General features: G+C 57.4%; 19 protein-coding genes. 11 read left to right on the top strand and 8 right to left on the bottom strand.

Annotated features, from left to right (window positions below):
• Nucleotides 1-95: 95 nt before the first annotated feature.
• The 3 genes from amyA (at nucleotide 96) to M2406_RS00550 (ending at nucleotide 3,520) form a co-directional block, all read left to right on the top strand.
• Nucleotides 96-1,586, top strand: a complete 1,491-nt coding sequence (gene amyA / locus M2406_RS00560) for an alpha-amylase (protein WP_259187991.1) — start codon at nucleotides 96-98, stop codon at nucleotides 1,584-1,586.
• Between the two features lie 123 nt (nucleotides 1,587-1,709).
• Nucleotides 1,710-2,558 (top strand): PA4780 family RIO1-like protein kinase, encoded by an 849-nt coding sequence (locus M2406_RS00555; RefSeq protein WP_259187989.1) that lies wholly within the window; start codon nucleotides 1,710-1,712, stop codon nucleotides 2,556-2,558.
• Nucleotides 2,559-2,701: 143 nt separating this feature from the next.
• On the top strand, nucleotides 2,702-3,520 hold the full coding sequence (locus M2406_RS00550; RefSeq protein ID WP_259187987.1) for an AraC family transcriptional regulator: 819 nt from the start codon (nucleotides 2,702-2,704) through the stop codon (nucleotides 3,518-3,520).
• Here the strand turns inward: M2406_RS00550 and M2406_RS00545 are convergent.
• On the bottom strand, nucleotides 3,517-4,110 hold the full coding sequence (locus M2406_RS00545) for a LysE family translocator (RefSeq protein WP_259187985.1): 594 nt from the start codon (nucleotides 4,108-4,110) through the stop codon (nucleotides 3,517-3,519). The two genes, M2406_RS00550 and M2406_RS00545, sit on opposite strands and share 4 nt — an antisense overlap.
• A gap of 87 nt (nucleotides 4,111-4,197) precedes the next feature.
• Nucleotides 4,198-4,491, bottom strand: coding sequence for a (4S)-4-hydroxy-5-phosphonooxypentane-2,3-dione isomerase (gene lsrG / locus M2406_RS00540; protein WP_012005816.1), 294 nt, complete (start codon nucleotides 4,489-4,491; stop codon nucleotides 4,198-4,200).
• A gap of 193 nt (nucleotides 4,492-4,684) precedes the next feature.
• On the opposite strand from lsrG, the gene lsrK reads away from it, so the two are divergent.
• From lsrK to M2406_RS00505, 7 genes are all read left to right on the top strand, one after another.
• Complete coding sequence (lsrK, locus tag M2406_RS00535; protein ID WP_259187984.1) at nucleotides 4,685-6,250, top strand: autoinducer-2 kinase; 1,566 nt, start codon at nucleotides 4,685-4,687, stop codon at nucleotides 6,248-6,250.
• Between the two features lie 235 nt (nucleotides 6,251-6,485).
• Nucleotides 6,486-7,670 carry an MFS transporter gene (locus M2406_RS00530; RefSeq protein WP_112364516.1) on the top strand — a complete coding sequence of 395 codons (1,185 nt, stop codon included), beginning with the start codon at nucleotides 6,486-6,488 and terminating at the stop codon, nucleotides 7,668-7,670.
• A 60-nt stretch (nucleotides 7,671-7,730) separates the two neighbouring features.
• Nucleotides 7,731-8,624, top strand: coding sequence for a LysR family transcriptional regulator (locus tag M2406_RS00525; protein WP_012005813.1), 894 nt, complete (start codon nucleotides 7,731-7,733; stop codon nucleotides 8,622-8,624).
• A 52-nt stretch (nucleotides 8,625-8,676) separates the two neighbouring features.
• On the top strand, nucleotides 8,677-9,138 hold the full coding sequence (locus M2406_RS00520; protein WP_012005812.1) for a GNAT family N-acetyltransferase: 462 nt from the start codon (nucleotides 8,677-8,679) through the stop codon (nucleotides 9,136-9,138).
• A 58-nt stretch (nucleotides 9,139-9,196) separates the two neighbouring features.
• Nucleotides 9,197-9,538 carry an HNH nuclease YajD gene (yajD, locus tag M2406_RS00515; RefSeq protein WP_004942039.1) on the top strand — a complete coding sequence of 114 codons (342 nt, stop codon included), beginning with the start codon at nucleotides 9,197-9,199 and terminating at the stop codon, nucleotides 9,536-9,538.
• Nucleotides 9,539-9,814: 276 nt separating this feature from the next.
• Nucleotides 9,815-10,450 carry an AAA family ATPase gene (locus M2406_RS00510; RefSeq protein ID WP_012005811.1) on the top strand — a complete coding sequence of 212 codons (636 nt, stop codon included), beginning with the start codon at nucleotides 9,815-9,817 and terminating at the stop codon, nucleotides 10,448-10,450.
• Nucleotides 10,447-10,743, top strand: a complete 297-nt coding sequence (locus M2406_RS00505) for a hypothetical protein (protein ID WP_012005810.1) — start codon at nucleotides 10,447-10,449, stop codon at nucleotides 10,741-10,743. Before M2406_RS00510 ends, M2406_RS00505 begins: the two co-directional genes overlap by 4 nt.
• 31 nt (nucleotides 10,744-10,774) lie before the next feature.
• Here M2406_RS00505 and M2406_RS00500 read toward each other — a convergent pair whose 3' ends face one another.
• The 6 genes from M2406_RS00500 to M2406_RS00475 all read right to left on the bottom strand — a co-directional run bounded on the left by M2406_RS00500 (nucleotide 10,775) and on the right by M2406_RS00475 (nucleotide 17,827).
• Complete coding sequence (locus M2406_RS00500) at nucleotides 10,775-11,506, bottom strand: substrate-binding domain-containing protein (protein ID WP_259187971.1); 732 nt, start codon at nucleotides 11,504-11,506, stop codon at nucleotides 10,775-10,777.
• On the bottom strand, nucleotides 11,499-12,278 hold the full coding sequence (locus M2406_RS00495; RefSeq protein WP_259187970.1) for an ABC transporter ATP-binding protein: 780 nt from the start codon (nucleotides 12,276-12,278) through the stop codon (nucleotides 11,499-11,501). The genes M2406_RS00500 and M2406_RS00495 overlap by 8 nt, the downstream gene beginning before the upstream one ends.
• Nucleotides 12,271-13,269 (bottom strand): iron ABC transporter permease, encoded by a 999-nt coding sequence (locus tag M2406_RS00490; protein WP_259187969.1) that lies wholly within the window; start codon nucleotides 13,267-13,269, stop codon nucleotides 12,271-12,273. The genes M2406_RS00495 and M2406_RS00490 overlap by 8 nt, the downstream gene beginning before the upstream one ends.
• The gene (locus tag M2406_RS00485; protein WP_259187968.1) at nucleotides 13,266-14,315 is read right to left on the bottom strand and encodes an ABC transporter substrate-binding protein; all 1,050 of its coding nucleotides are present in this window, start codon (nucleotides 14,313-14,315) and stop codon (nucleotides 13,266-13,268) included. The genes M2406_RS00490 and M2406_RS00485 overlap by 4 nt, the downstream gene beginning before the upstream one ends.
• 168 nt (nucleotides 14,316-14,483) lie before the next feature.
• Nucleotides 14,484-16,781 carry a beta-glucosidase BglX gene (gene bglX, locus M2406_RS00480; protein WP_259187967.1) on the bottom strand — a complete coding sequence of 766 codons (2,298 nt, stop codon included), beginning with the start codon at nucleotides 16,779-16,781 and terminating at the stop codon, nucleotides 14,484-14,486.
• 116 nt (nucleotides 16,782-16,897) lie between these two features.
• Nucleotides 16,898-17,827 carry a LysR substrate-binding domain-containing protein gene (locus tag M2406_RS00475; RefSeq protein ID WP_259187966.1) on the bottom strand — a complete coding sequence of 310 codons (930 nt, stop codon included), beginning with the start codon at nucleotides 17,825-17,827 and terminating at the stop codon, nucleotides 16,898-16,900.
• Nucleotides 17,828-18,047: 220 nt separating this feature from the next.
• On the opposite strand from M2406_RS00475, the gene M2406_RS00470 reads away from it, so the two are divergent.
• Nucleotides 18,048-19,202: a pyridoxal phosphate-dependent aminotransferase gene (locus M2406_RS00470; protein ID WP_259187965.1), complete on the top strand. Its 1,155-nt coding sequence runs from the start codon at nucleotides 18,048-18,050 to the stop codon at nucleotides 19,200-19,202.
• Nucleotides 19,203-19,239 lie beyond the last annotated feature (37 nt).

Genomic DNA, 19,239 nt, shown 5'->3' with positions numbered 1-19,239 from the left:
GAGTTTCCCTTTTGTCAAAACTAGCCCATGCTGTAACAGGATGGATGAGCCACGGCTCATTTCGCACCTCTTTCTGGCAATAGGGCGGCTTGCTCATGACGAAAAAAACTACCTTGCTGCAGTTTTTCCATTGGTATTACCCGGATGGCGGTCAGTTATGGCCAGAGGCAGCTGAACGCGCCGCGCAAATTGCGCAGTTGGGCATCACCGATCTGTGGCTGCCCCCCGCTTATAAGGGGGCTTCCGGCGGCTATTCGGTGGGTTACGACAGTTATGATCTGTTCGATCTGGGCGAGTTCGACCAAAAAGGCAGCCGTGCCACCAAATACGGCGACAAAGAAGCGTTGGCAAACGCCGCGACTACGCTACGCGACAACGGCGTACGGGTGATTTATGACGTGGTTTTCAACCATAAGCTCGGTGCCGACGAAAAAGAACAGGTGCACGTCTATAAGGCGGATGCCAACAACCGCAACGATATTAATGACCAGGGCTTCGACGCCCTGGCCTACACCCGCTTCACTTTCCCCGGCAGACAAGGCACCTATTCCAAATTCATTTGGGATTACAAATGCTTTGGCGGGGTTGATTACGTTGAGCAGCCCGATGAAAAAGGCGTGTTCAAAATCGCCAATGACTACGGTGACGACGGCTGGAACGATCAGGTCGGTGATGAGAAAGGCAACTACGATTATCTGATGGGGGCCGACGTCGAATTCCGCAACCCGGCGGTGGTGGAAGAGCTGAAATACTGGGCGCGCTGGCTGCAGGAAACCCTGCCCTGCGATGGTTTCCGGTTGGATGCCGCCAAACACATTCCGGCCTGGTTCTTCAAAGAGTGGGCTGACCACGTGCGCGACAGTGCGCAACGCGATCTGTTTATTGTCGCCGAATACTGGTCGCACGATTTGGCCGCGTTACAACAGTATATTGACCTGGTCGAGGGCAAAGTGATGCTGTTCGACGTAGCCTTGCACCTGAAGTTTCATCAGGCATCGAAACAGGGAAACGGTTTCGACATGGCGCAGATTTTCACCGATACCCTGACCGCAGCCGATCCGGCCCATTCGGTCACGCTGGTCGCCAACCACGATACGCAGCCGTTACAATCGCTGGAAGCACCGGTCGAACCCTGGTTCAAGCCGCTGGCCTACGCCCTGATCCTGTTGCGCGAACAAGGCGTGCCCTGCGTGTTCTATCCTGACCTGTACGGTGCCAGCTATAAAGATAAAGGCAGCGACGGCCAGGAATACCAGATTGATATGCCGGTCATCCCTGAGCTGGAAAAGTTGATTCAGGCGCGACAACGCTTTGCCAACGGCGTGCAAACCGATTATTTTGATGATAAAAACTGCGTGGCCTTCAGCCGCAGCGGTACCGCCGATGCCCCTGGCTGCGTAGTGGTGCTCACCAACGGGGCTGAAAGTGGCAAAGCAGTTTCGCTGGGCACTGAACTGGCGCATAAAAACTGGCGCGACCTGCTCGGTAACCGTCAGGATGAGGTCACCACCGACGAACAGGGGAATGCCACTTTCCCGGTTAACGGCGGCAGCGTCAGCGTTTGGGTACTGGCAGAAACCCTGTAGCGGGTGCGCCGTTACGATCATGTATCGCAGCGGCGGCAAACTAAATTTTGCCTTTCGGGTCTAAATTGAGGTAACACCTTAGCAAACCATTCACACCGGAGCCTAAATAGGGTACAAGGCTGCATGAAAATTCCAAAACGACTCCAGCCATTGGTAGATGATGGTTTAATCGACGACGTCATTCGCCGTTTGAAAAGTGGCAAAGAAGCCGACGTCTTTATCGTGCGCTGCGGCGAAGAGATCCGCTGCGCCAAAGTTTACAAAGAAGCAGACAAGCGTAACTTCAAGCAGGCAGTGAACTATCAGGAAGGCCGCAAGGTGCGTAATAGCCGCGATGCGCGTGCCATGAGCAAAGGGTCGAAATTCGGTCGCCAGCAGCAGGAAGAAGCCTGGCAGAACACCGAGGTCGACGCGTTGTACCTGCTCGCCAAAGCGGGCGTGCGTGTGCCGCAACCGGATATCTGTCTCGATGGCGTGCTGCTGATGGAACTGATCACCGACGAAGAAGGCATGGTAGCTCCACGTCTGAGCGATGTTACCCTGACGCCGGAACAGGCGCGGGCCGATCACGCACTGATGATGAATTACGCAGTGCGCATGCTGTGCGCCGGTCTGGTACATGGTGACTTGTCGGAGTTCAACGTGTTGATGGACAAAGATGGGCCGGTGATTATCGATCTGCCGCAGGTGGTGGATGCCGCAGCCAACAACCACGCCAAAAGCATGTTCGAACGTGATATCAACAACATGTCGCATTTTTACGGCCAGTACGCGCCGGAACTGCTGGGCAGCAAATACGCCAAAGAGATTTGGGCGCTGTATCAGGAAGGTAACCTGACGCCGGCCAGCGTGTTGACCGGCAAGTTTGTCGAAAGCAACAAACACGCCGATGTCGGTTCAGTGCTGGAGGAAATCCAGGCGGCCAGCGAAGAGCACCAACGCCAGTTGATGGCCCGCAACGAAGAAGATTAAAAGCCCCCCGGTCATCTCTACGTGGCCGGGGCTTATTCAATCCTGAAGACAGCCAAACACATTAAAAATCATCATCCGCATTCCCTCCCACGCTCATTTTACGCTATAACAAGCTAGCCCTGTCGTCTCTGAAAGGAAAGTTCATGACCGCTACCGCGCCGCAATTCTGGCGTGATCCGCAGCTCCCTTTTGTGGAAGCTCGCGCCATTGAAGATGGCCGCAAAGTTTGTTACGCCCTGCATAGCCATGAAATTTTCTCCATCGGTGCTATCACCGGCGGTACCAGCATTTATATTAACGGCCACCAACAGCGGCAGGTCAGTACCGGCGACGTGGTGATCATTAACCCGCAGCAGGCCCACGCCTGCAACCCCATCGGCGACCAGCGCTGGTCATATATCATGTTTTATATTGATGCCACCTGGCTGGGTAAACTGCAGCAGGAGATCGCCGGTGGCGACGGTGGTTTTATCCCATTTGATCAGGTCATCAGCCGTGACCCTGCCCTGTTCAATGGCCTGAACCGGCTTTATTCCCTTTTGATCGACCCGCAGCACTGCCAGTTGGAAAAACAAATCGCCCTGGTGGAATACTTTACCGAGCTACAAATCTGTCAGGACGATGTTCGCCTGCCTGCCGCCGAAGCCGAGCATCCGAGACTCAAGGCGGCGGCGACCTTTATCAGCCAACATTGCACTCAACCACTGACGCTGGAAGCCATCTGCCAGGCGGCAGCGCTCTCACCCTCTTACTTGATTCGCGCCTTTAAGCGACGTTACGGCATGACGCCGCACGCCTACCTGGTCAATCAGCGCATTCAGTTCGGCCATCGTCTGCTGAAACGGGGCTATCCGATCGCCGCGGCTGCCAGCGAAAGCGGCTTTGCCGATCAGGCGCACTTTCAACGCACCTTCAAACTGCTACTGGCTGCCACCCCCGGCCAGTACCAAAACCCGCGCTAAACGCCGTCGGCCAGCAGATAGCAGGCACTGGCCGCCAACAGTAACGCCATCAAACGATTAAAACGCTGCACATTGCGAGCCTGTTGCAATACCCCGCTCAGCATCGCACCGGTGTAGGCCCAGCACGCCACCGAGGCATAGCAGATGACAAAATAAATCACCGCGAACTGCCATAACAGCAAGCGGTCACCGTCGGCGACAAACGCCCCCAGACTGGCCACCGATGCCAACCAGGCTTTAGGGTTCAGCCACTGCAACAAGGCGCCATACCAGAACGAAGGGGCTTGTGACTGGCTGCCATTGCCCAGCCGTCCGTCGTCAAAGGCCAGTTGATAAGCCAAAAACAGTAAAAACGCGATACCTGCCCACTGGATCACCTGAGTCAGCACCGGCCACAGCGTCAGTAACTGGTGCAGCCCCAGCCCAATCAGAATCAATAGCAGGGTAAAACCCAGCGTGGCACCAAAAACATGCCGCAGGGTAGCGTTAAAACCAAATTGCGCCCCGGCGCTCAGCGCCACGATATTGACCGGGCCGGGGGTGATGGAGGAGGCCAGCGCAAAAGCGGCCATCGAAAGATAAATATTCATTACGAGCACCTGAGAAAGAGTTCACAGATGCCAGACTGACGGCCAGAGTAAGCAATGTATTGAATAAAATTACCCTGGCGTACTGGCCTAACCCGGCATCAGGCCGATAAAGCTGGTTTTCTTGCGCGGCCCGGTCATCAACGCCTCCAGTTTTTCCACGCATTGCAGATAGTGCGGCGTCTTTTTGTGGGCGGCGACGGCCTGCTCGTCCCGGTAGGCTTCATAGATATAAAAACGCGTCGGGATGGTTTCATCCTGCAACACGTCAAAACGCAGATTGCCCGGCTCTTCGATCGCGCCGAGATGATTGGCGCGGAAGACCTCAATAAACTCGTCGATTTTGTCCTGTTTAACGTTAATTTCTACCAGAGTGACGTGCATGGTGGCTCCTTGTTTCACCTTGAAGGTCTATACCCTATAGCTTTCCAACCATAGGTTTATTCCCGCTGATTTACCCCCCGCAACGGCAATTTTGCAGCACAGTTCACAAATCCTGCCGGCCTCGCCGTTTCCCCCATCGGTACAAAGTACAGGCCATCTATAGTTAAGATCCCAACCCCAGAGAGTGTGAGCTATGGATAACTATTTGATGGCGCTGGACGCAGGTACCGGTAGCATTCGCGCGGTCATCTTCGATCTAGCAGGCAATCAGATCGCTCAGGGCCAGGCGGAATGGCGGCATCTGGCGGTGCCGGGGGTGCCCGGCTCGATGGAGTTTGACCTGGCCCATAACTGGCAACTGACCTGCCAGTGCATTCGCCAGGCGCTGCAAAACGCCGGTATTTCCGGCCAGGCGATCCGTTCCATCGCCTGTTGCTCGATGCGCGAAGGCATAGTGCTTTACGATCGCGACGGCACGCCGATCTGGGCCTGCGCCAACGTTGACGCGCGCGCCAGCGAGGAGGTCAGCGAGCTGAAAGAGCTGCATAACCATAATTTCGAACGTGAGGTTTACCAATATTCAGGCCAAACGTTGGCGTTAAGCGCCATGCCGCGCCTGTTGTGGCTGGCGCATCACCGGCCGGACATTTACCGTCAGGCTGCGACGCTGACCATGATCAGTGACTGGCTGGCGAACATGCTGAGCGGTGAACTGGCGGTCGATCCTTCCAACGCCGGGACTACCGGCATGCTGGATTTGGTCAGCCGTGACTGGCGACCGGCGTTGCTCGACATGGCCGGGCTACGCGCCGATATGCTGTCACCGGTGAAAGAAACCGGCACTGTACTGGGGCACGTCACCGAGCAGGCGGCCCAACAAAGTGGCCTGCTGCGCGGTACGCCGGTAGTGATGGGCGGCGGCGATGTGCAACTGGGTAGCCTTGGGTTGGGGGTGGTGCATGCCGGGCAAACTGCGGTATTGGGGGGTACCTTCTGGCAACAAATCGTCAATCTGCCGGAGCCGGCCACCGATCCGGAGATGAACATCCGTATCAATCCGCATGTGATCCCGGGTATGGCACAGGCAGAGTCGATCAGCTTCTTCACCGGATTGACCATGCGCTGGTTCCGCGATGCCTTCTGCGCCGAAGAAAAACTGATGGCAGAACGGCTGGGCGTGGATGCCTACAGCCTGATGGAAGAGATGGCTGCACGTGTCCCCCCAGGGGCCTACGGAGTGATGCCAATCTTCTCCGATGCCATGCATTTCAAGACCTGGTACCACGCCGCGCCTTCGTTTATCAATCTGTCGCTCGACCCGGAACGCTGCAACAAACAAACGCTGTTTCGTGCCCTGGAAGAGAACGCCGCGATTGTTTCGGCTTGCAATCTGGAGCAGATCGCCCGTTTTTCCGGCGTACAGGCACGTTCACTGGTGTTCGCCGGCGGTGGGTCGAAGGGCAAGCTGTGGAGCCAAATTCTCAGCGACGTGACTGGCCTGACGGTGCGCGTGCCGGTGGTGAAAGAAGCCACTGCGCTGGGCTGTGCGATTGCTGCCGGCGTGGGAGCCGGGCTGTATGAGTCGCTGGCACAAACCGGCGAGCAACTGGTGCGCTGGGAGCGTGAGTATCAGCCGGATATGGCCAATCATCAGCTGTACCAACGACAAAAAGAAACCTGGCAGCAGGTCTATGCCGACCAGCTAACCCTGGTAGACCATGGCCTGACCACTTCGATGTGGAAGGCGCCGGGATTGTGAATCTGGTTTGGGCACAGCCTGCTGTGCCCATCACATAAGCTTATGCCAATTAAGCATTTTGCCGGCCGATTGGCTGCCAACCGCCGCTATGCTTGCCTTGCGTGATTATTCCCCCACAGAAACAGTGTAACTACCGCAAACGGATTTATCCGCCGCCAATGCCTGCGTAAATTGTGATCTCTGTCACTCCGCGCCCTGAGCGCGGTTTACACCTTGAACTGGGACGAGCGGTATTATGCTGAATAATAATGATAAACCTGCACCATCAGCCTGGCTGGCGATTTTCTCACTGACGGTCGCCTGCTTTGTGATGGTCACCACCGAGTTTCTGCCGATCGGCCTGCTAACCAACATCGCGCCGTCGCTGGATGTCAGCACCGGCAGAGCCGGCCTGATGGTGACCGTGCCCGGCATTATCGCGGCGATCGCCGCACCGGCACTGAGCCTGGCAGCCGGTCGGCTCGATCGTCGCCTGCTGATGCTGGCGCTGAGCGTACTGCTGGCCATCTCCAATCTGGTTTCCGCACTGGCGGTTAACTTCCCCATGATGCTGCTGGGCCGCGTGTTACTGGGTATCTGCGTCGGCGGCTTTTGGGCTTTCGCCGCCAACTATGGCCGCCATCTGGTGCCGGAAGCCAGCCAGGGACGCGCCACCGCGCTGATCCTCAGCGGTATTTCGGTGGGTGCCGTATGCGGCGTCCCCGCCGGGGCCTTGATTGGTGACCTGTTCGGCTGGCGTGCCGCCTTCTTTGGCAGCGCGGTGCTGGCCGTCGGGGTGTTGCTGGCGCAACTGCGCCTTTTGACCTCGGTCCCCCCTACTCGCCCGGTCACCGCACGCGATCTGCTGTTACCGCTGCGCCTGCCGATGGCACGTACCGGGCTAATTGCCATCGTGCTGTTGTTTATCGGCCATTTTGCCGCCTATACCTACCTGAAACCGCTGCTGCAACAGGTGTTTGTCCTCAGCCCGTCGGCGATATCACTGCAACTGCTGGCCTACGGTGCCATTGGCCTGCTGGGCACCTTCCTGGGCGAACGACTGGCTGAACGCAGCCTGCGTGCCACCTTTATCCTGATCACCGCCATGTTGGCGGCTATCCTGATTGTCTCGCCGTTCCTTAGCGGTATCGCCGGTGCCACGCTGATGGTAATGGTGTGGGGGTTGGCGTTTGGCGCCGTGCCGGTCTGCGCCACCAACTGGATGTTCGCCGCCGTGCCACAGGCACCGGAAGCCGGTCAGGCACTGCTGGTTTGCGTGATCCAGATTGCGCTGGCCTCCGGTGCGCTACTGGGTGGTGAAGTGGTCGACTGGCAGGGCGTCAGCAGCGCCATGCTATTTGGCGGCGCGCTCACGCTGTCCGCCGCGCTGGTTTTCGGCCTGACCTTGCGTTCCGGCATGATTGGCGCTAAACAGTCATAATCATTATTTATCTACAGAAACACACCCCGGCCTCTGCCGGGGTTTTGCACTGAGAGCGCTATGGATCATCATTTACTCGCTATCCGGGTGTTTAACCGCGTGGTGGAAACCGGCGGCTTCACCCGCGCCGCAGATTCACTGCGGATGCCCAAGGCCACCGTCACCAAGCTTATCCAGAGTTTGGAAGATCATCTGCAAACCAAGCTGTTTCAGCGCACCACCCGCAGCGTGTCGGTCACCGCCGAGGGCGAATGCTATTACCAGCGGACGGTAAAGTGGCTGGCGGAACTGGAACAGATGGAAGGCAGCATGACCGAGTCGCAGAGTGCGCCACAGGGCGTGCTGCGGATTGATGTCGGCGGATCCACCGCACGCCAACTGCTGCTGCCGGCGCTGCCGGACTTTATTGCGCGCTACCCGCAAATCCAAATTGATCTGGGCGTAGGCGACCGACTGATCGACCTGATTAACGACAGCGCCGACTGCGTGATCCGCAGCGGCCCGCTGGCCGATTCCAGCCTGATTGCCCGCCGGCTGTTCGAACTTGAATGGGTCACCTGCGCCACCCCAGCCTATCTGGCGCGCCACGGCACGCCGCAACACCCGTGCGATCTGGAACAGGGTTATCCGTTGGCGCACTACCGCCATGCGCTGAACGATCGCATCCAGCCGCTGCACTTTGTTGATCGGGGCAAGGAGATTGATATCCAGCACCGCTACCACGTCAGCGTCAACGAGAGCAATGCGCTGCTGGCAGCGGCATTGGCCGGGCTGGGCATGATCCAGACCTTCCGCTTTATGGCGCAGCCGCATCTGGACAACGGCGAACTGGTCAGCCTGCTGCACGACTGGCAACCGCCCTCGGAACAGATGTACGTGGTCTATCCCTCCAACCGCCATCTTAGCGCCAAGATGCGCGTGTTTATCGATTGGGCGATCGAGACCTTCAAATAAGCGAAAACTGCCGCTATAGTTGGCTGTCATTGGGCAAAAAACGAACCGAATCATGCATATTGAACAACTTTCTGCGTATCGCCAGCGCATTGATGAACTGGCTGCATTACTGCATCAGGAGTGGCAGGATTTCCCCCCGTGGAGCTGCCGCGAAAAAATCAGCCGGCGTCTTGAACAGCGTTGCGAACCGCAGCACCCTGGCATGGCGCTGTTGGCTCTGTCGCCGCAACAAGAGATCCTCGGCACTGCCAGCCTGATCGTTTACGAATTGGCGGATAAACCGGAGCGAAAGTTCTGGCTGGGTGAAGTCTTTACTTCCCCCCAGCACCGCGGTCAGGGGGTGGCTCGCCGCCTGATCGATCACTGCGTCGCCCACTGCCGCCAGCAACAAATCGCCGAATTGTATCTCTACACTCCCGATCAACAGTTGCTGTATCAAAAACTGGGCTGGCAACCGGTTGAGTTGCGGGAGGTTTGTGGCGAAGACGTGACGGTGATGTGCCGCACGCTGTAACCCGGCACGTTGTGGTATTATTTAGCGTATTATTGTTATCACCCGACGGGCACACACCATGGCATATATCCCCAAAAACTACGCGAGGCTGGAGACCGGCTACCGCGAAAAAGCATTGAAAATCTTCCCCTGGGTCTGCGGGCGTTGCTCGCGCGAGTTTGTTTACTCCAACCTGCGTGAACTGACGGTCCACCATATCGATCACGACCACAGCAACAACCCGGAAGACGGCAGTAACTGGGAAATGCTGTGCCTGTATTGCCACGATCATGAGCACTCCAAATACACCGAAGCCGATCAGTACGGCTCCACGGTGATTGCCGGTGAAGACGCGCAAAAAGACGTCGGGGTAGCCACCCATAACCCGTTCGCCAATCTGAAGTCAATGTTGAAAAAGTAACCTTTGCCGCTCAATCATCATTAGCAGCTTAATAACTTATTAAGCTGCTAAATTAAAAAAACTCTCTCCGCGCAGCCACTTCCCAGAGCATTCCTACTTACCCAGCTACTAAGTTAGCAGCAAAATAAGCTGTAAAGTTAACCGCATACTGGCTTGGCAAGCCGTCGTCGTTGGTGCATATTGTTCAAGCGTTGTTATTGTTAACCTGTTTAATTACTAACCCAATAAGTTGTTAACTTAATAAGCTATCAACTTAATAACTTGAGAGATGGCAGCATGATTGTTTTGATTGGCTCGCAAAAAGGTGGCGTAGGGAAATCGACCAAGGCGGTCAATATCGCCGGATATCTGATCCTCAAACAGGGCAAAACTGCCATCATCGTTGATGCTGACGATCAGAAATCAATCATGACCTGGTACAACGACCGTCAGAATGTCGAAGGCCTGCCGCATATCCCGGTGGTGGCTGCCTCGGGCAAAATCAAAGAGACGCTGTTGGAGCTGGATCGCCATTACGATTACGTGATTGTCGATACCGCCGGCCGCGACAGCGCCGAGCTGCGTTCCGGTCTGCTGGCCGCCGATCTGTTCCTCTCCCCCCTGCGCCCATCACAGATGGATCTGGACACCGTCGGCTATCTGTCGGAAATGTTTGCCACCGCGCAGGAATATAACGAGAAGGTGAAAGGCTACATTGTGCTGAACATGTGCCCGACCAATATCTTTATTAATGAAGCTAACGAAGCGGCGCAGGTGCTCAGCGAATATCCGGAGTTGCAGCTTGTCAGTAACCGTTTGTGCGACCGCAAGATTTACCGCGATGCCTGGGGCGAAGCCATCACCGTGCATGAGGCGAATAACCTAAAAGCGCAGGCGGAAATCGAAAGCCTGGTGAAGGAGGTGATCCTGTGAAAAAACGCACCCCAAGCCAGCGTATGTCGGAAGACGAGTTCATCAACAGCGCCACTTCCCACACCTTGCTGGCCCCCGCGCCGGAAGCCAAGCCGCAGGGCCGCAAACGTACTTATAAAGCTATTTCGGTCAGCCTGACCGATAACCACGTCGACGCCATTGATGAAATCATTGTGCAGGCAGCACGAAACGGCGTGGTGCGCATTACCCGCTCCGACATTATCAAGCTGGCGATCGACGGCCTGGCCGAGAAGAGCGAAGACCACCTGCTGCAACTGCTGAAAAAACTGTAATAACCTCACAACCTGCCAACTTGATAAGCTACTAACCTATTCTGTTGGCAGGTAAAAAGCCCTGTTCCCTCAGTATCCCCTGCCCCTGCTCCGCCAGAATAAATTCGGCCAAGGGCTGCGCTCGCGCATCCAGCAGGCACAGGCCATAGTCCGCTTCTATCGCCAGTGGCGTGGGTAACTGGCGCACCAACAATTCGGGATAGCCCGCCAACGCTGCACCATAGCTGGCGTAACCGAGGAAAATATCCGCCTGTCCGCTATTGAGCAGGTACTCTGCCGCCAGCCGATGCGGCGGCAGCGGCGCGGAGTCGGGCCCGCCTACCAACGCCAAAGCCCGCTGCTGCAAAGCGACGCCCTGCCCCGGTGCCAACAGCTCAATACGCTCGAACAGTTGCTGCGCATAGTCGCCGGAAGGGTCAGCGCCCGGCGTTGACGTCGCCACCCGCCACCGTGAGTCCCGCAGCACTTCCAGTAAGGGACGATCCGTTAACCCGGCAATGTTTCGTACCGTGGCGCACAGCCTATTCCGGGTAAAAAGTTGCACCTGTGACGATAAGCGCAAATCCACCAATCGCTGCGGATGCGCCAGATTGGCCGAAGCGAAAATATGCGGTCGCTCCCCGGTTTCGATTCGCTGGCGCAACAGGCCCGCCGGGCCAAATACCGCCTCCACCGCCTCACCGGCTTGCCTCTGAAAGGCCGTCAACAAGGGACCGAATGCGCCACGCAGGCTACCTGCGGCGAACAACAAGATATTACTCACTTTCACGCTCCCGTTGGCTACGGTACAAGGGCACCAGCGTTTCAAACTGACGCCCGTCAATTTGCAATGCTACCCGCTCAATCGTTAAATCGAACAGCGGCGACAGGCTTTCGGCCGTCAGCACCCTGGCGTAAGGCCCAATCTGATGTTGTCCTGCGGCCCCTAACAACAGGGCGCGATCGGCCACTGCGTGAGCGTGGTTGGGCTGATGGGTAGAGAACATCACCGCCATCTGCCGCTCCCGCGCCAGCTGCGAAATCAGGCTCAACACCCGGTCCTGATGATGTAAATCCAATGCCGAGGTCGGCTCGTCCAGCATCAACACCTCGCAGCTCATCGCCAGTGCGCGAGCTATTAATACCAATTGCCGTTGCCCGCCGGACAGGCTGCCAAATTCGCGATCGGCAAAGCCCAGCATATCCAGCGAATGCAGCGCCTCTTTCGCCAGTCGGTGATCCTCCGCCGACGGGGTACGGAACAGACCCACGTAACGTGCTCGCCCCATCAGCACAATATCCAGCACCCGATAAGCAAAGGGAGCGCTGAAATGCTGTGGCACAAAGCCGATACCTTTGCCACGTTCAACCGCCCCCTGCTGCAGGGGTAAGGTGCCGAGCAGCAACTGCATCAAAGTGCTCTTGCCACGCCCGTTGGGGCCAAGCACCGCCAGCACCTCACCGCGCTGTAACTGCAGATCCAACCGGTTAAACAACGGGGCCTGACCGGGCCAGCCAAAGCTCAAATCCCTGACCGTCAATAGCGTCTCAGCCATGCCAACCTCTCAGTTGCGCCCGGCGCAACAGCAACGCAAACAGCGGCGCACCAATCAGCGCAGTCAGGATCCCCAATGGGATTTCGCTGCTGCTCAGGGTACGCGCCAAATCGTCTATCAACACCATATACAGCGCCCCAAGGCACATAGAGGCAGGCAGCAGGCGACGATGATCCGGGCCGACCAGCAACCGGGCAACATGCGGTATCACCAACCCAACCCAGCCAATGCTGCCACTGACCGCCACCTGCGCCGCGACGATGGCGGCACACAGCGTCAAAATCAGCCAGCGGGTTCGTTCGACATTGATGCCCAATCCTGCAGCATCCTCATCCCCCAGCGACAACAAATTAATACGCCAGCGCAACGCCAACAGCAGCCCACCGGCCAGCAGCAACGGCAGGAACAGCATCAACAGTTTGTTATCGTCGGCGGTCGCGAAGCTGCCCAGCAACCAGAACACGATGCTCGGCAGTTTCTCTTCGGTATCGGCCAGATATTGCAGCAGGCTGACGCAGGCGGAGAAAAAGCCGCTGAGGATCACGCCGGCCAGCACCAGCGACAGAATATTGCGCCGGGCGATAGCGCTGGTAATGGCAAAAATCAGCAGCAACGCCGCCATGCCAAACACGAAAGCGGACAGCAACAGCGCCACCATCGGCAGGCTGAGTAATATCGCCAGCGTGCCGCCAAATGCCGCACCGGAGGAGACGCCGATAATATGCGGATCCACCAATGGGTTGCGAAACACGCCCTGCAGCGCCGCGCCGCACAGGGCCAATGCCGCCCCGGCCCCCATAGCCAACAGCACCCGGGGCACGCGCACCCCGAGGATCACCTGACGTTGTACCTCATCAATGCCGCCGTGCGGACCGGTCAGCGGCTCCAGCAGGATCATCACGCTGTGAGTCGCCGATACCGGGTAGCGACCAATGCCCAATGACAGCAATGCGCAGAGCAACGTCAGCAGGATAAGCCAGCCCAGCCTCATGGCTCACTCTGGCAGCAGCTACTGCGGTAATACTGCCGGTAGTAGGCATCCACCCGCTGTTGTAAATTAACGTCGCTGAACCGATGCGGATAAAGCTTTTTCGCCATCCATAATTCGCCCAGCGCCAGCGCTTCCGGCATCGGGTAACCCCAGGCCTTGGCGTATTCCGGCATCAGATAGACGCGCTTATTTTTCACCGCATCAATCCCCTGCCACTGCGGCGAATTGAGGATTTGCTTTACCACCTCGGGGTAGCGCTCCTGTACGAAAATCACCGCCGGGTTCCACTTCAGCACGTCCTCAATCGACACCTGCTTAAAACCTTTAATCTCCTTTGCCGCCACGTTGAGCGCACCGGCATGCTGCATCATCAGCCCGGTGTATTTACCCGACCCGTAGGTGGTTAAGTCCGGGTTAGCCATGTAGACCCGCACCCGCTGATCCTCCGGCAGGTCGCGCAGCCGGTCCGTCACCAGCGCCCGCTGCTGGAACACGTTCTGGATCAGCGCCTCGGCCTGCGGCTGGTGGCCCATTACGCTGGCGATCAGGCGAATGCCATCCTGTAAGCCCAGGTTATAAGCCTGATCTTCATCTTTCAGCACCGGGTTCATTTTCCCCGCCTGATCTGCCGCCTCGCGGCGCAGTGAAATGGCCACCACCGGGATACCGGCCCTTTCAATCTGGGCAATCATTTCCGGCGGCGCATAGTTGGCCACAAACACCACCTGTGGATGCAGGCTAAGCAAACTTTCGATATTTACCGAGGTAAGATCGCCCGGCATCGGCATGTTCGCCAACCCAGGTGCCAGGCGCAGATAATTCGGGCCCAGTTGCTTCTTCCAACTGCTGAGCACGCCAACCACCTGCGGCAGAGCATCGAGCTGCACCAGCAGGTTCAGCGTCTGGTGTTGCAACACCACCGCGCGGGTGATGGTATCGGGCAGCGTGACCTGTCGGTTGAGTTGGTCGGTCACCTGACGATCCGCCTGCGCGGCACAAGAGAAAAGGACAAAAAGCAGCAACAGCCATGGGAAGCGTTTCAACATGGGGATTTCCGGTGAGTCATCGTTATATACAAAATGATATAGCGATAGTCATGGCGAAACAATCAGCGGGATCAACGATTGAGGAAATGAGGGGAGATAAACAAGAAGTGTTGGCCTTGCACGCCAACAAAACCCTCCCCCGCGGTAGCGAGAGAGGGTCATCAGATATTACTTCAGCGTAAAGCTCTGCGCCTGTACGTCGTCGGAATCCAGGCCGACAAACACATTAAACTTGCCCGGTTCCGCGCCCCATTTCAGGCTGGCGTTATAGAACTTGAGATCCTCTTCGGTAATAGGCAACTCCACCTTCTGCGCCTGCCCCGCTTTCAGCATCACCTTTTTAAAGTTACGCAGCTCTTTTACCGGGCGACTGACCGAGGCGGTCACGTCCTGCAGATACAGCTGCACCACGGTGGCACCATCATATTTACCGGTGTTCTTGAGCGTGACGCTGGCGGTGATCTTGCCGTTGCGCGCCATCGTCGGGCTGGAGAGTTTCAGATCCGACAGGCTGAAACTGGTGTAGCTCAGGCCATAACCAAACGGATACAGCGGGCCGTTCGGTGAGTCGAAGTAGCGGGAGGTATATTTACCCGGGTTTTCCTTGCCGAACGGACGGCCGGTATTGAGATGGTTGTAGTACATCGGGATCTGCCCGACAGAACGCGGGAAGGTCATCGGCAGCTTGCCCGACGGGTTGTAGTCGCCAAACAGTACGTCGGCCACCGCATTGCCGCCCTCGGTGCCGCTGTACCAGGTTTCCAGCATCGCATCCGCCTGCTGACTTTCCCAGCTCAGCGCCAGCGGTCGACCATTCATCAGCACCAGCACCAGCGGTTTGCCGGTTGCTTTCAGCGCGGCGATCAGATCACGTTGGCTTTGTGGAATGGTAATGTCGGCGCGGCTGGAAGCCTCGTGAGCCATGCCCTGTGATTCCCCCACCACCGCCACCACTACGTCGGCTTTCTTCGCCGCCTGCACCGCTTCGTCAATCATCTGCTGCGGTGGACGAGTATCAAACGCCACCGCCGGCTCATATTCATTCAGATAGTTGATAATGCCCTTGTCCTGAGTGACGTTGGCGCCCTTGGCGTAGAGGATTTTAGCCTTGTCGCCCACCGCACGTTCCAGACCCTCACGCAGGGTGACCGACTGTTTAATCACTCCGGCCGCCGACCAACTGCCCATCACATCACGCTGGCTGTCGGCCATCGGCCCGACCAGCGCAATGGTCGCCTGCTTGCTGAGCGGCAGCGTCTGCTTGTCATTCTTCAACAGCACCATGGTTTTACGCGCAACCACGCGCGCTTCGGCACGGTGCAAACGGCTTTCGGCGTTAGTGTCCTGCGGATCGGAACCGACCGGCCCCAAGTGGGTGTAAGGGTCTTTAAACAGGCCCATATCATATTTGGTATTCAGCACGTCGCGACAGGCACGGTCGATGTCACTTTCCGATACCAGCCCGTCCTTCACCAGCCCCGGCAGGTATTGGTCGTAATATTCGTCGCTCATGCTCATATCGACGCCGGAGGTAATCGCCAGGCGCACCGCATCGCGCGCATCTGCGGCCACGCCGTGTTTGATCAACTCTTTAATCGCACCGTGGTCACTGATGGTGATGCCCTTGAAGCCCCACTGGTCGCGCAGCAAATCTTTCAGCAACCAGGGGTTAGCGGTAGCCGGAATGCCGTTTATCGAATTGAGCGAGACCATCACCCCACCGCTGCCGGCGTCAACCGCGGCCTTATAAGGCGGCAGGTAGTCCTGGTACATTCTCAGTGGACTCATATCGACGGTATTGTAATCGCGACCGCCCTCGGTGGCACCGTACAGCGCGAAGTGCTTCACGCTGGCCATGATTGAGCCGGGCTTGGACGGATCGCCATTCTGGTAGGCATCCACCATCACTTTGGCAATTTTGGATACCAGCCAGGTATCTTCGCCGAAGCCTTCCGAAACCCGGCCCCAGCGTGGGTCGCGGGTGATATCGACCATCGGCGAGAAGGTCATGTTCAGGCCGTCATCGCTGGCTTCCTGCGCAGAAACCCGGCCGCTGAGAGCGATGGCTTCGAGATCAAAACTGGCCGCCAGCCCAAGGCTGATCGGGAACACGGTGCGTTGGCCGTGCACCACGTCGTAGGCAAAGAACAACGGAATTTTCAGGCGGCTGAGCTGCATCGCCTGATCCTGCATGGCGCGAATATCCGGCCGAGTGACGGTATTGAAGATGGCGCCAATCTGCCCCTTGCTGATGCCGTCGCGGATCGCCTCTTTCGGGTTATCCGGCCCGACGCTGATTAAGCGCAACTGGCCGATTTTTTCGGCCAGCGTCATCTGTTTCATCAGGTTGCTGACAAAGGCGTCGCGCTGCTGGGCATTAACGCCCTGGATCACGGCGCTTTCCTGCGCAAAAACCGGGCTGATGGCCAGACCGGACAACATACTCACCACACAAAGCCATTTCATATTTTTTAATCTCAGGCATGTTCCCGCCGCAGGCGGCGACGGAGATGATTTATCAATGTGAAAAGGCAGTGTGCCATACTCCTTTTCGGCGCAGAAATAATTTGTAATGTTAAAAGTTACAAGCTGTTAGCGGAGGCTGCTCGATAATTTTGCAGCCGGCTACGGCTTTGCGCCGCTTCATCGCTGAGGAAATTGACCAGCTCGGTTAATGCCTGCGGCACCACCGCCCGTTCAGGATAGACCAAATAATAGGCCGCGCCGCTGACCACGCTGAGCGGGAACGGCGTGACGATACGCCGCGCCTGGATATCTTCCTCCAGCAGACACAGGTCGCCGATGGCGATGCCAAAGCCTTGCAGTGCGGCGCTCATCGCCAGATCGAGCGTATCGAAATGCTGCGCCTTGCCGGATGGCAACGCCTCCTGCCCCACCGCCTTCAACCACAACAACCAGTCGCGGCGATCGCGCGTGGGGTGCAGCAGGGTTTTATCCGCCAGATCGGCCGGGGTCAGGGGGCGTGACAAATCCGGCAGATAAGACGGCGTGCAGACCGGCGTAAGAATTTCATCGAACAGGTGATGCACCCGCAATTTTTTGCCCTGTGGCTGACCGAATACCACCGCGGCATCAAAATGTTCGGCGCCAAAATCCAGCCCGTGCAATACCGAGGCGGTTAGCTCAATATGCATTTCCGGCCGTTCATTTTGCAGCCGGATAATGCGCGGCAGCACCCAGCGCATGGCGCAGGTCGGGCACTTGATGCGCAGAGTGCCCGGTTGCGCCCCAACCCGAGCCAGTGCCTCGTCCAGTTGCCCCAGCGCCTGCTGTACCGGCACCAGCAGCATCGCGCCCTGCGGGGTCAGCGTCAGGCCGCGTGCCCGTCGGCTGAACAACGGGTAACCCAGTTGCTGTTCCAGCCCGAGGATCTGCCGACTGACCGCGCCCTGCGTCAGATGCAGACTCTGGGCGGCATGGGTGAAATTAAGCCGCTGGGCCACCACCACAAAGGTTTTCAACACGTCGAGCGAAGGTAAGGATAACGACATAGTTAGCTCCTTTAGATGCCAGAAAATGGTCGGGACGAATATATGCGTCCCCTACGGCGATCCCGCATGGTAGGGGCGCTGCATGCTGCGCCCGTGGCGATGAGCAGAAGATAACAGCCATGATCTCTGTGCATGGCGAGTATGACAAACTTTCCCTTGTTGGCCCACCCTCCGTGATGCTTAATCAAGCGATATCTCCCCCATTTCCCTGGAGCCACTCATGCAGAGCGCCTGCTCACACCGCTCGAAGTTGCCGGACGTCGGCACCACTATTTTCACCGTTATCGGCCAGCTTAGCGCCGAACATCAGGCGTTGAACCTGTCGCAGGGCGCACCGAACTTCGCCTGTGAACCGCAGTTGGTTGAAGCGGTGGCGCAAGCCATGCGTAACGGTCATAACCAGTACGCACCGATGAGCGGCGTGGCGGCATTACGCACCGCGCTGGCGGATAAAGTTGAACGTTTGTATGGCGCACGCTATGACGCCGACGAAGAAATCACGGTGATTGCCAGTGCCAGTGAAGGATTGTATTCCGCCATCAGCGCGCTGGTGCATCCGGGCGATGAGGTGATTTATTTCGAACCGGCGTTCGACAGCTATGCGCCGATTGTACGTCTGCAAGGCGCTACGCCGGTCGCCATCAAACTGTCGCTGCAGGATCTGCATATTGACTGGGACGAAGTCGCCGCCGCCATCAACAGCAAAACGCGGATGATCATCGTCAACAGTCCGCACAACCCGACCGGCAGCGTGTTTGGCGAGCATGACATCGAACGGCTGACCGCCCTGACGCGCAACACCGATATCGTCATCCTGTCCGACGAGGTTTATGAACACGTGGTGTTCGACGGCGATATCCACCACAGCATGGCGCGCCACCCACTGCTGGCCGAACGCAGCGTGATTGTGTCGTCATTTGGCAAAACCTATCACGTGACCGGCTGGCGTGTCGGTTACTGCATGGCGCCGGCAGCGTTGATGGACGAGATCCGCAAGGTGCATCAGTTTATGGTGTTCTCCGCCGATACGCCGATGCAGTACGCCTTCGCCGAGGCGCTGGGCAATCCGCAAAGTTATCTGGGTCTGGCAGACTTCTATCAACAAAAGCGTGATTTACTGGCGAGCGCGCTGCAGGATTCGCGCTTTGAATTACTGCCCAGCCGTGGCAGTTTCTTTATGCTGGCCCGCTTTAGCGGTTTCAGTAACGAAAGCGACAACGATTTTGCGGTGCGCCTGATCCGCGAAGCCAAAGTTGCGACGATCCCGCTGTCGGCGTTTTACAGCGACGGCACCAACACCGGCATCATTCGACTGAGTTTTGCAAAAGACAATGAGACCCTGCTGGAAGGCGCACGCCGTCTGTGTCAGGTATAAGAAATTTATTTTTGCTTTGACCATGGGAAAAGGGCTC

Source organism: Serratia sp. BIGb0163 (assembly GCF_024809935.1).
Classification (GTDB): domain Bacteria; phylum Pseudomonadota; class Gammaproteobacteria; order Enterobacterales; family Enterobacteriaceae; genus Serratia; species Serratia quinivorans.
This window is presented reverse-complemented; position numbering and strand designations above follow the sequence as displayed.

What these genes read in the sequence shown, in the direction of transcription:
- M2406_RS00545 (WP_259187985.1), bottom strand. Translation starts at nt 4,110, where the DNA reads ATGAATATTTATCTTTCGATGGCCGCTTTTGCGCTGGCCTCCTCCATC.
- amyA (WP_259187991.1), top strand. Translation starts at nt 96, where the DNA reads ATGACGAAAAAAACTACCTTGCTGCAGTTTTTCCATTGGTATTACCCG.
- M2406_RS00550 (WP_259187987.1), top strand. Translation starts at nt 2,702, where the DNA reads ATGACCGCTACCGCGCCGCAATTCTGGCGTGATCCGCAGCTCCCTTTT.
- M2406_RS00525 (WP_012005813.1), top strand. Translation starts at nt 7,731, where the DNA reads ATGGATCATCATTTACTCGCTATCCGGGTGTTTAACCGCGTGGTGGAA.
- M2406_RS00520 (WP_012005812.1), top strand. Translation starts at nt 8,677, where the DNA reads ATGCATATTGAACAACTTTCTGCGTATCGCCAGCGCATTGATGAACTG.
- lsrG (WP_012005816.1), bottom strand. Translation starts at nt 4,491, where the DNA reads ATGCACGTCACTCTGGTAGAAATTAACGTTAAACAGGACAAAATCGAC.
- M2406_RS00475 (WP_259187966.1), bottom strand. Translation starts at nt 17,827, where the DNA reads ATGTCGTTATCCTTACCTTCGCTCGACGTGTTGAAAACCTTTGTGGTG.
- lsrK (WP_259187984.1), top strand. Translation starts at nt 4,685, where the DNA reads ATGGATAACTATTTGATGGCGCTGGACGCAGGTACCGGTAGCATTCGC.
- M2406_RS00555 (WP_259187989.1), top strand. Translation starts at nt 1,710, where the DNA reads ATGAAAATTCCAAAACGACTCCAGCCATTGGTAGATGATGGTTTAATC.
- M2406_RS00495 (WP_259187970.1), bottom strand. Translation starts at nt 12,278, where the DNA reads ATGGCTGAGACGCTATTGACGGTCAGGGATTTGAGCTTTGGCTGGCCC.
- bglX (WP_259187967.1), bottom strand. Translation starts at nt 16,781, where the DNA reads ATGAAATGGCTTTGTGTGGTGAGTATGTTGTCCGGTCTGGCCATCAGC.
- M2406_RS00490 (WP_259187969.1), bottom strand. Translation starts at nt 13,269, where the DNA reads ATGAGGCTGGGCTGGCTTATCCTGCTGACGTTGCTCTGCGCATTGCTG.
- M2406_RS00510 (WP_012005811.1), top strand. Translation starts at nt 9,815, where the DNA reads ATGATTGTTTTGATTGGCTCGCAAAAAGGTGGCGTAGGGAAATCGACC.
- M2406_RS00530 (WP_112364516.1), top strand. Translation starts at nt 6,486, where the DNA reads ATGCTGAATAATAATGATAAACCTGCACCATCAGCCTGGCTGGCGATT.
- yajD (WP_004942039.1), top strand. Translation starts at nt 9,197, where the DNA reads ATGGCATATATCCCCAAAAACTACGCGAGGCTGGAGACCGGCTACCGC.
- M2406_RS00470 (WP_259187965.1), top strand. Translation starts at nt 18,048, where the DNA reads ATGCAGAGCGCCTGCTCACACCGCTCGAAGTTGCCGGACGTCGGCACC.
- M2406_RS00485 (WP_259187968.1), bottom strand. Translation starts at nt 14,315, where the DNA reads ATGTTGAAACGCTTCCCATGGCTGTTGCTGCTTTTTGTCCTTTTCTCT.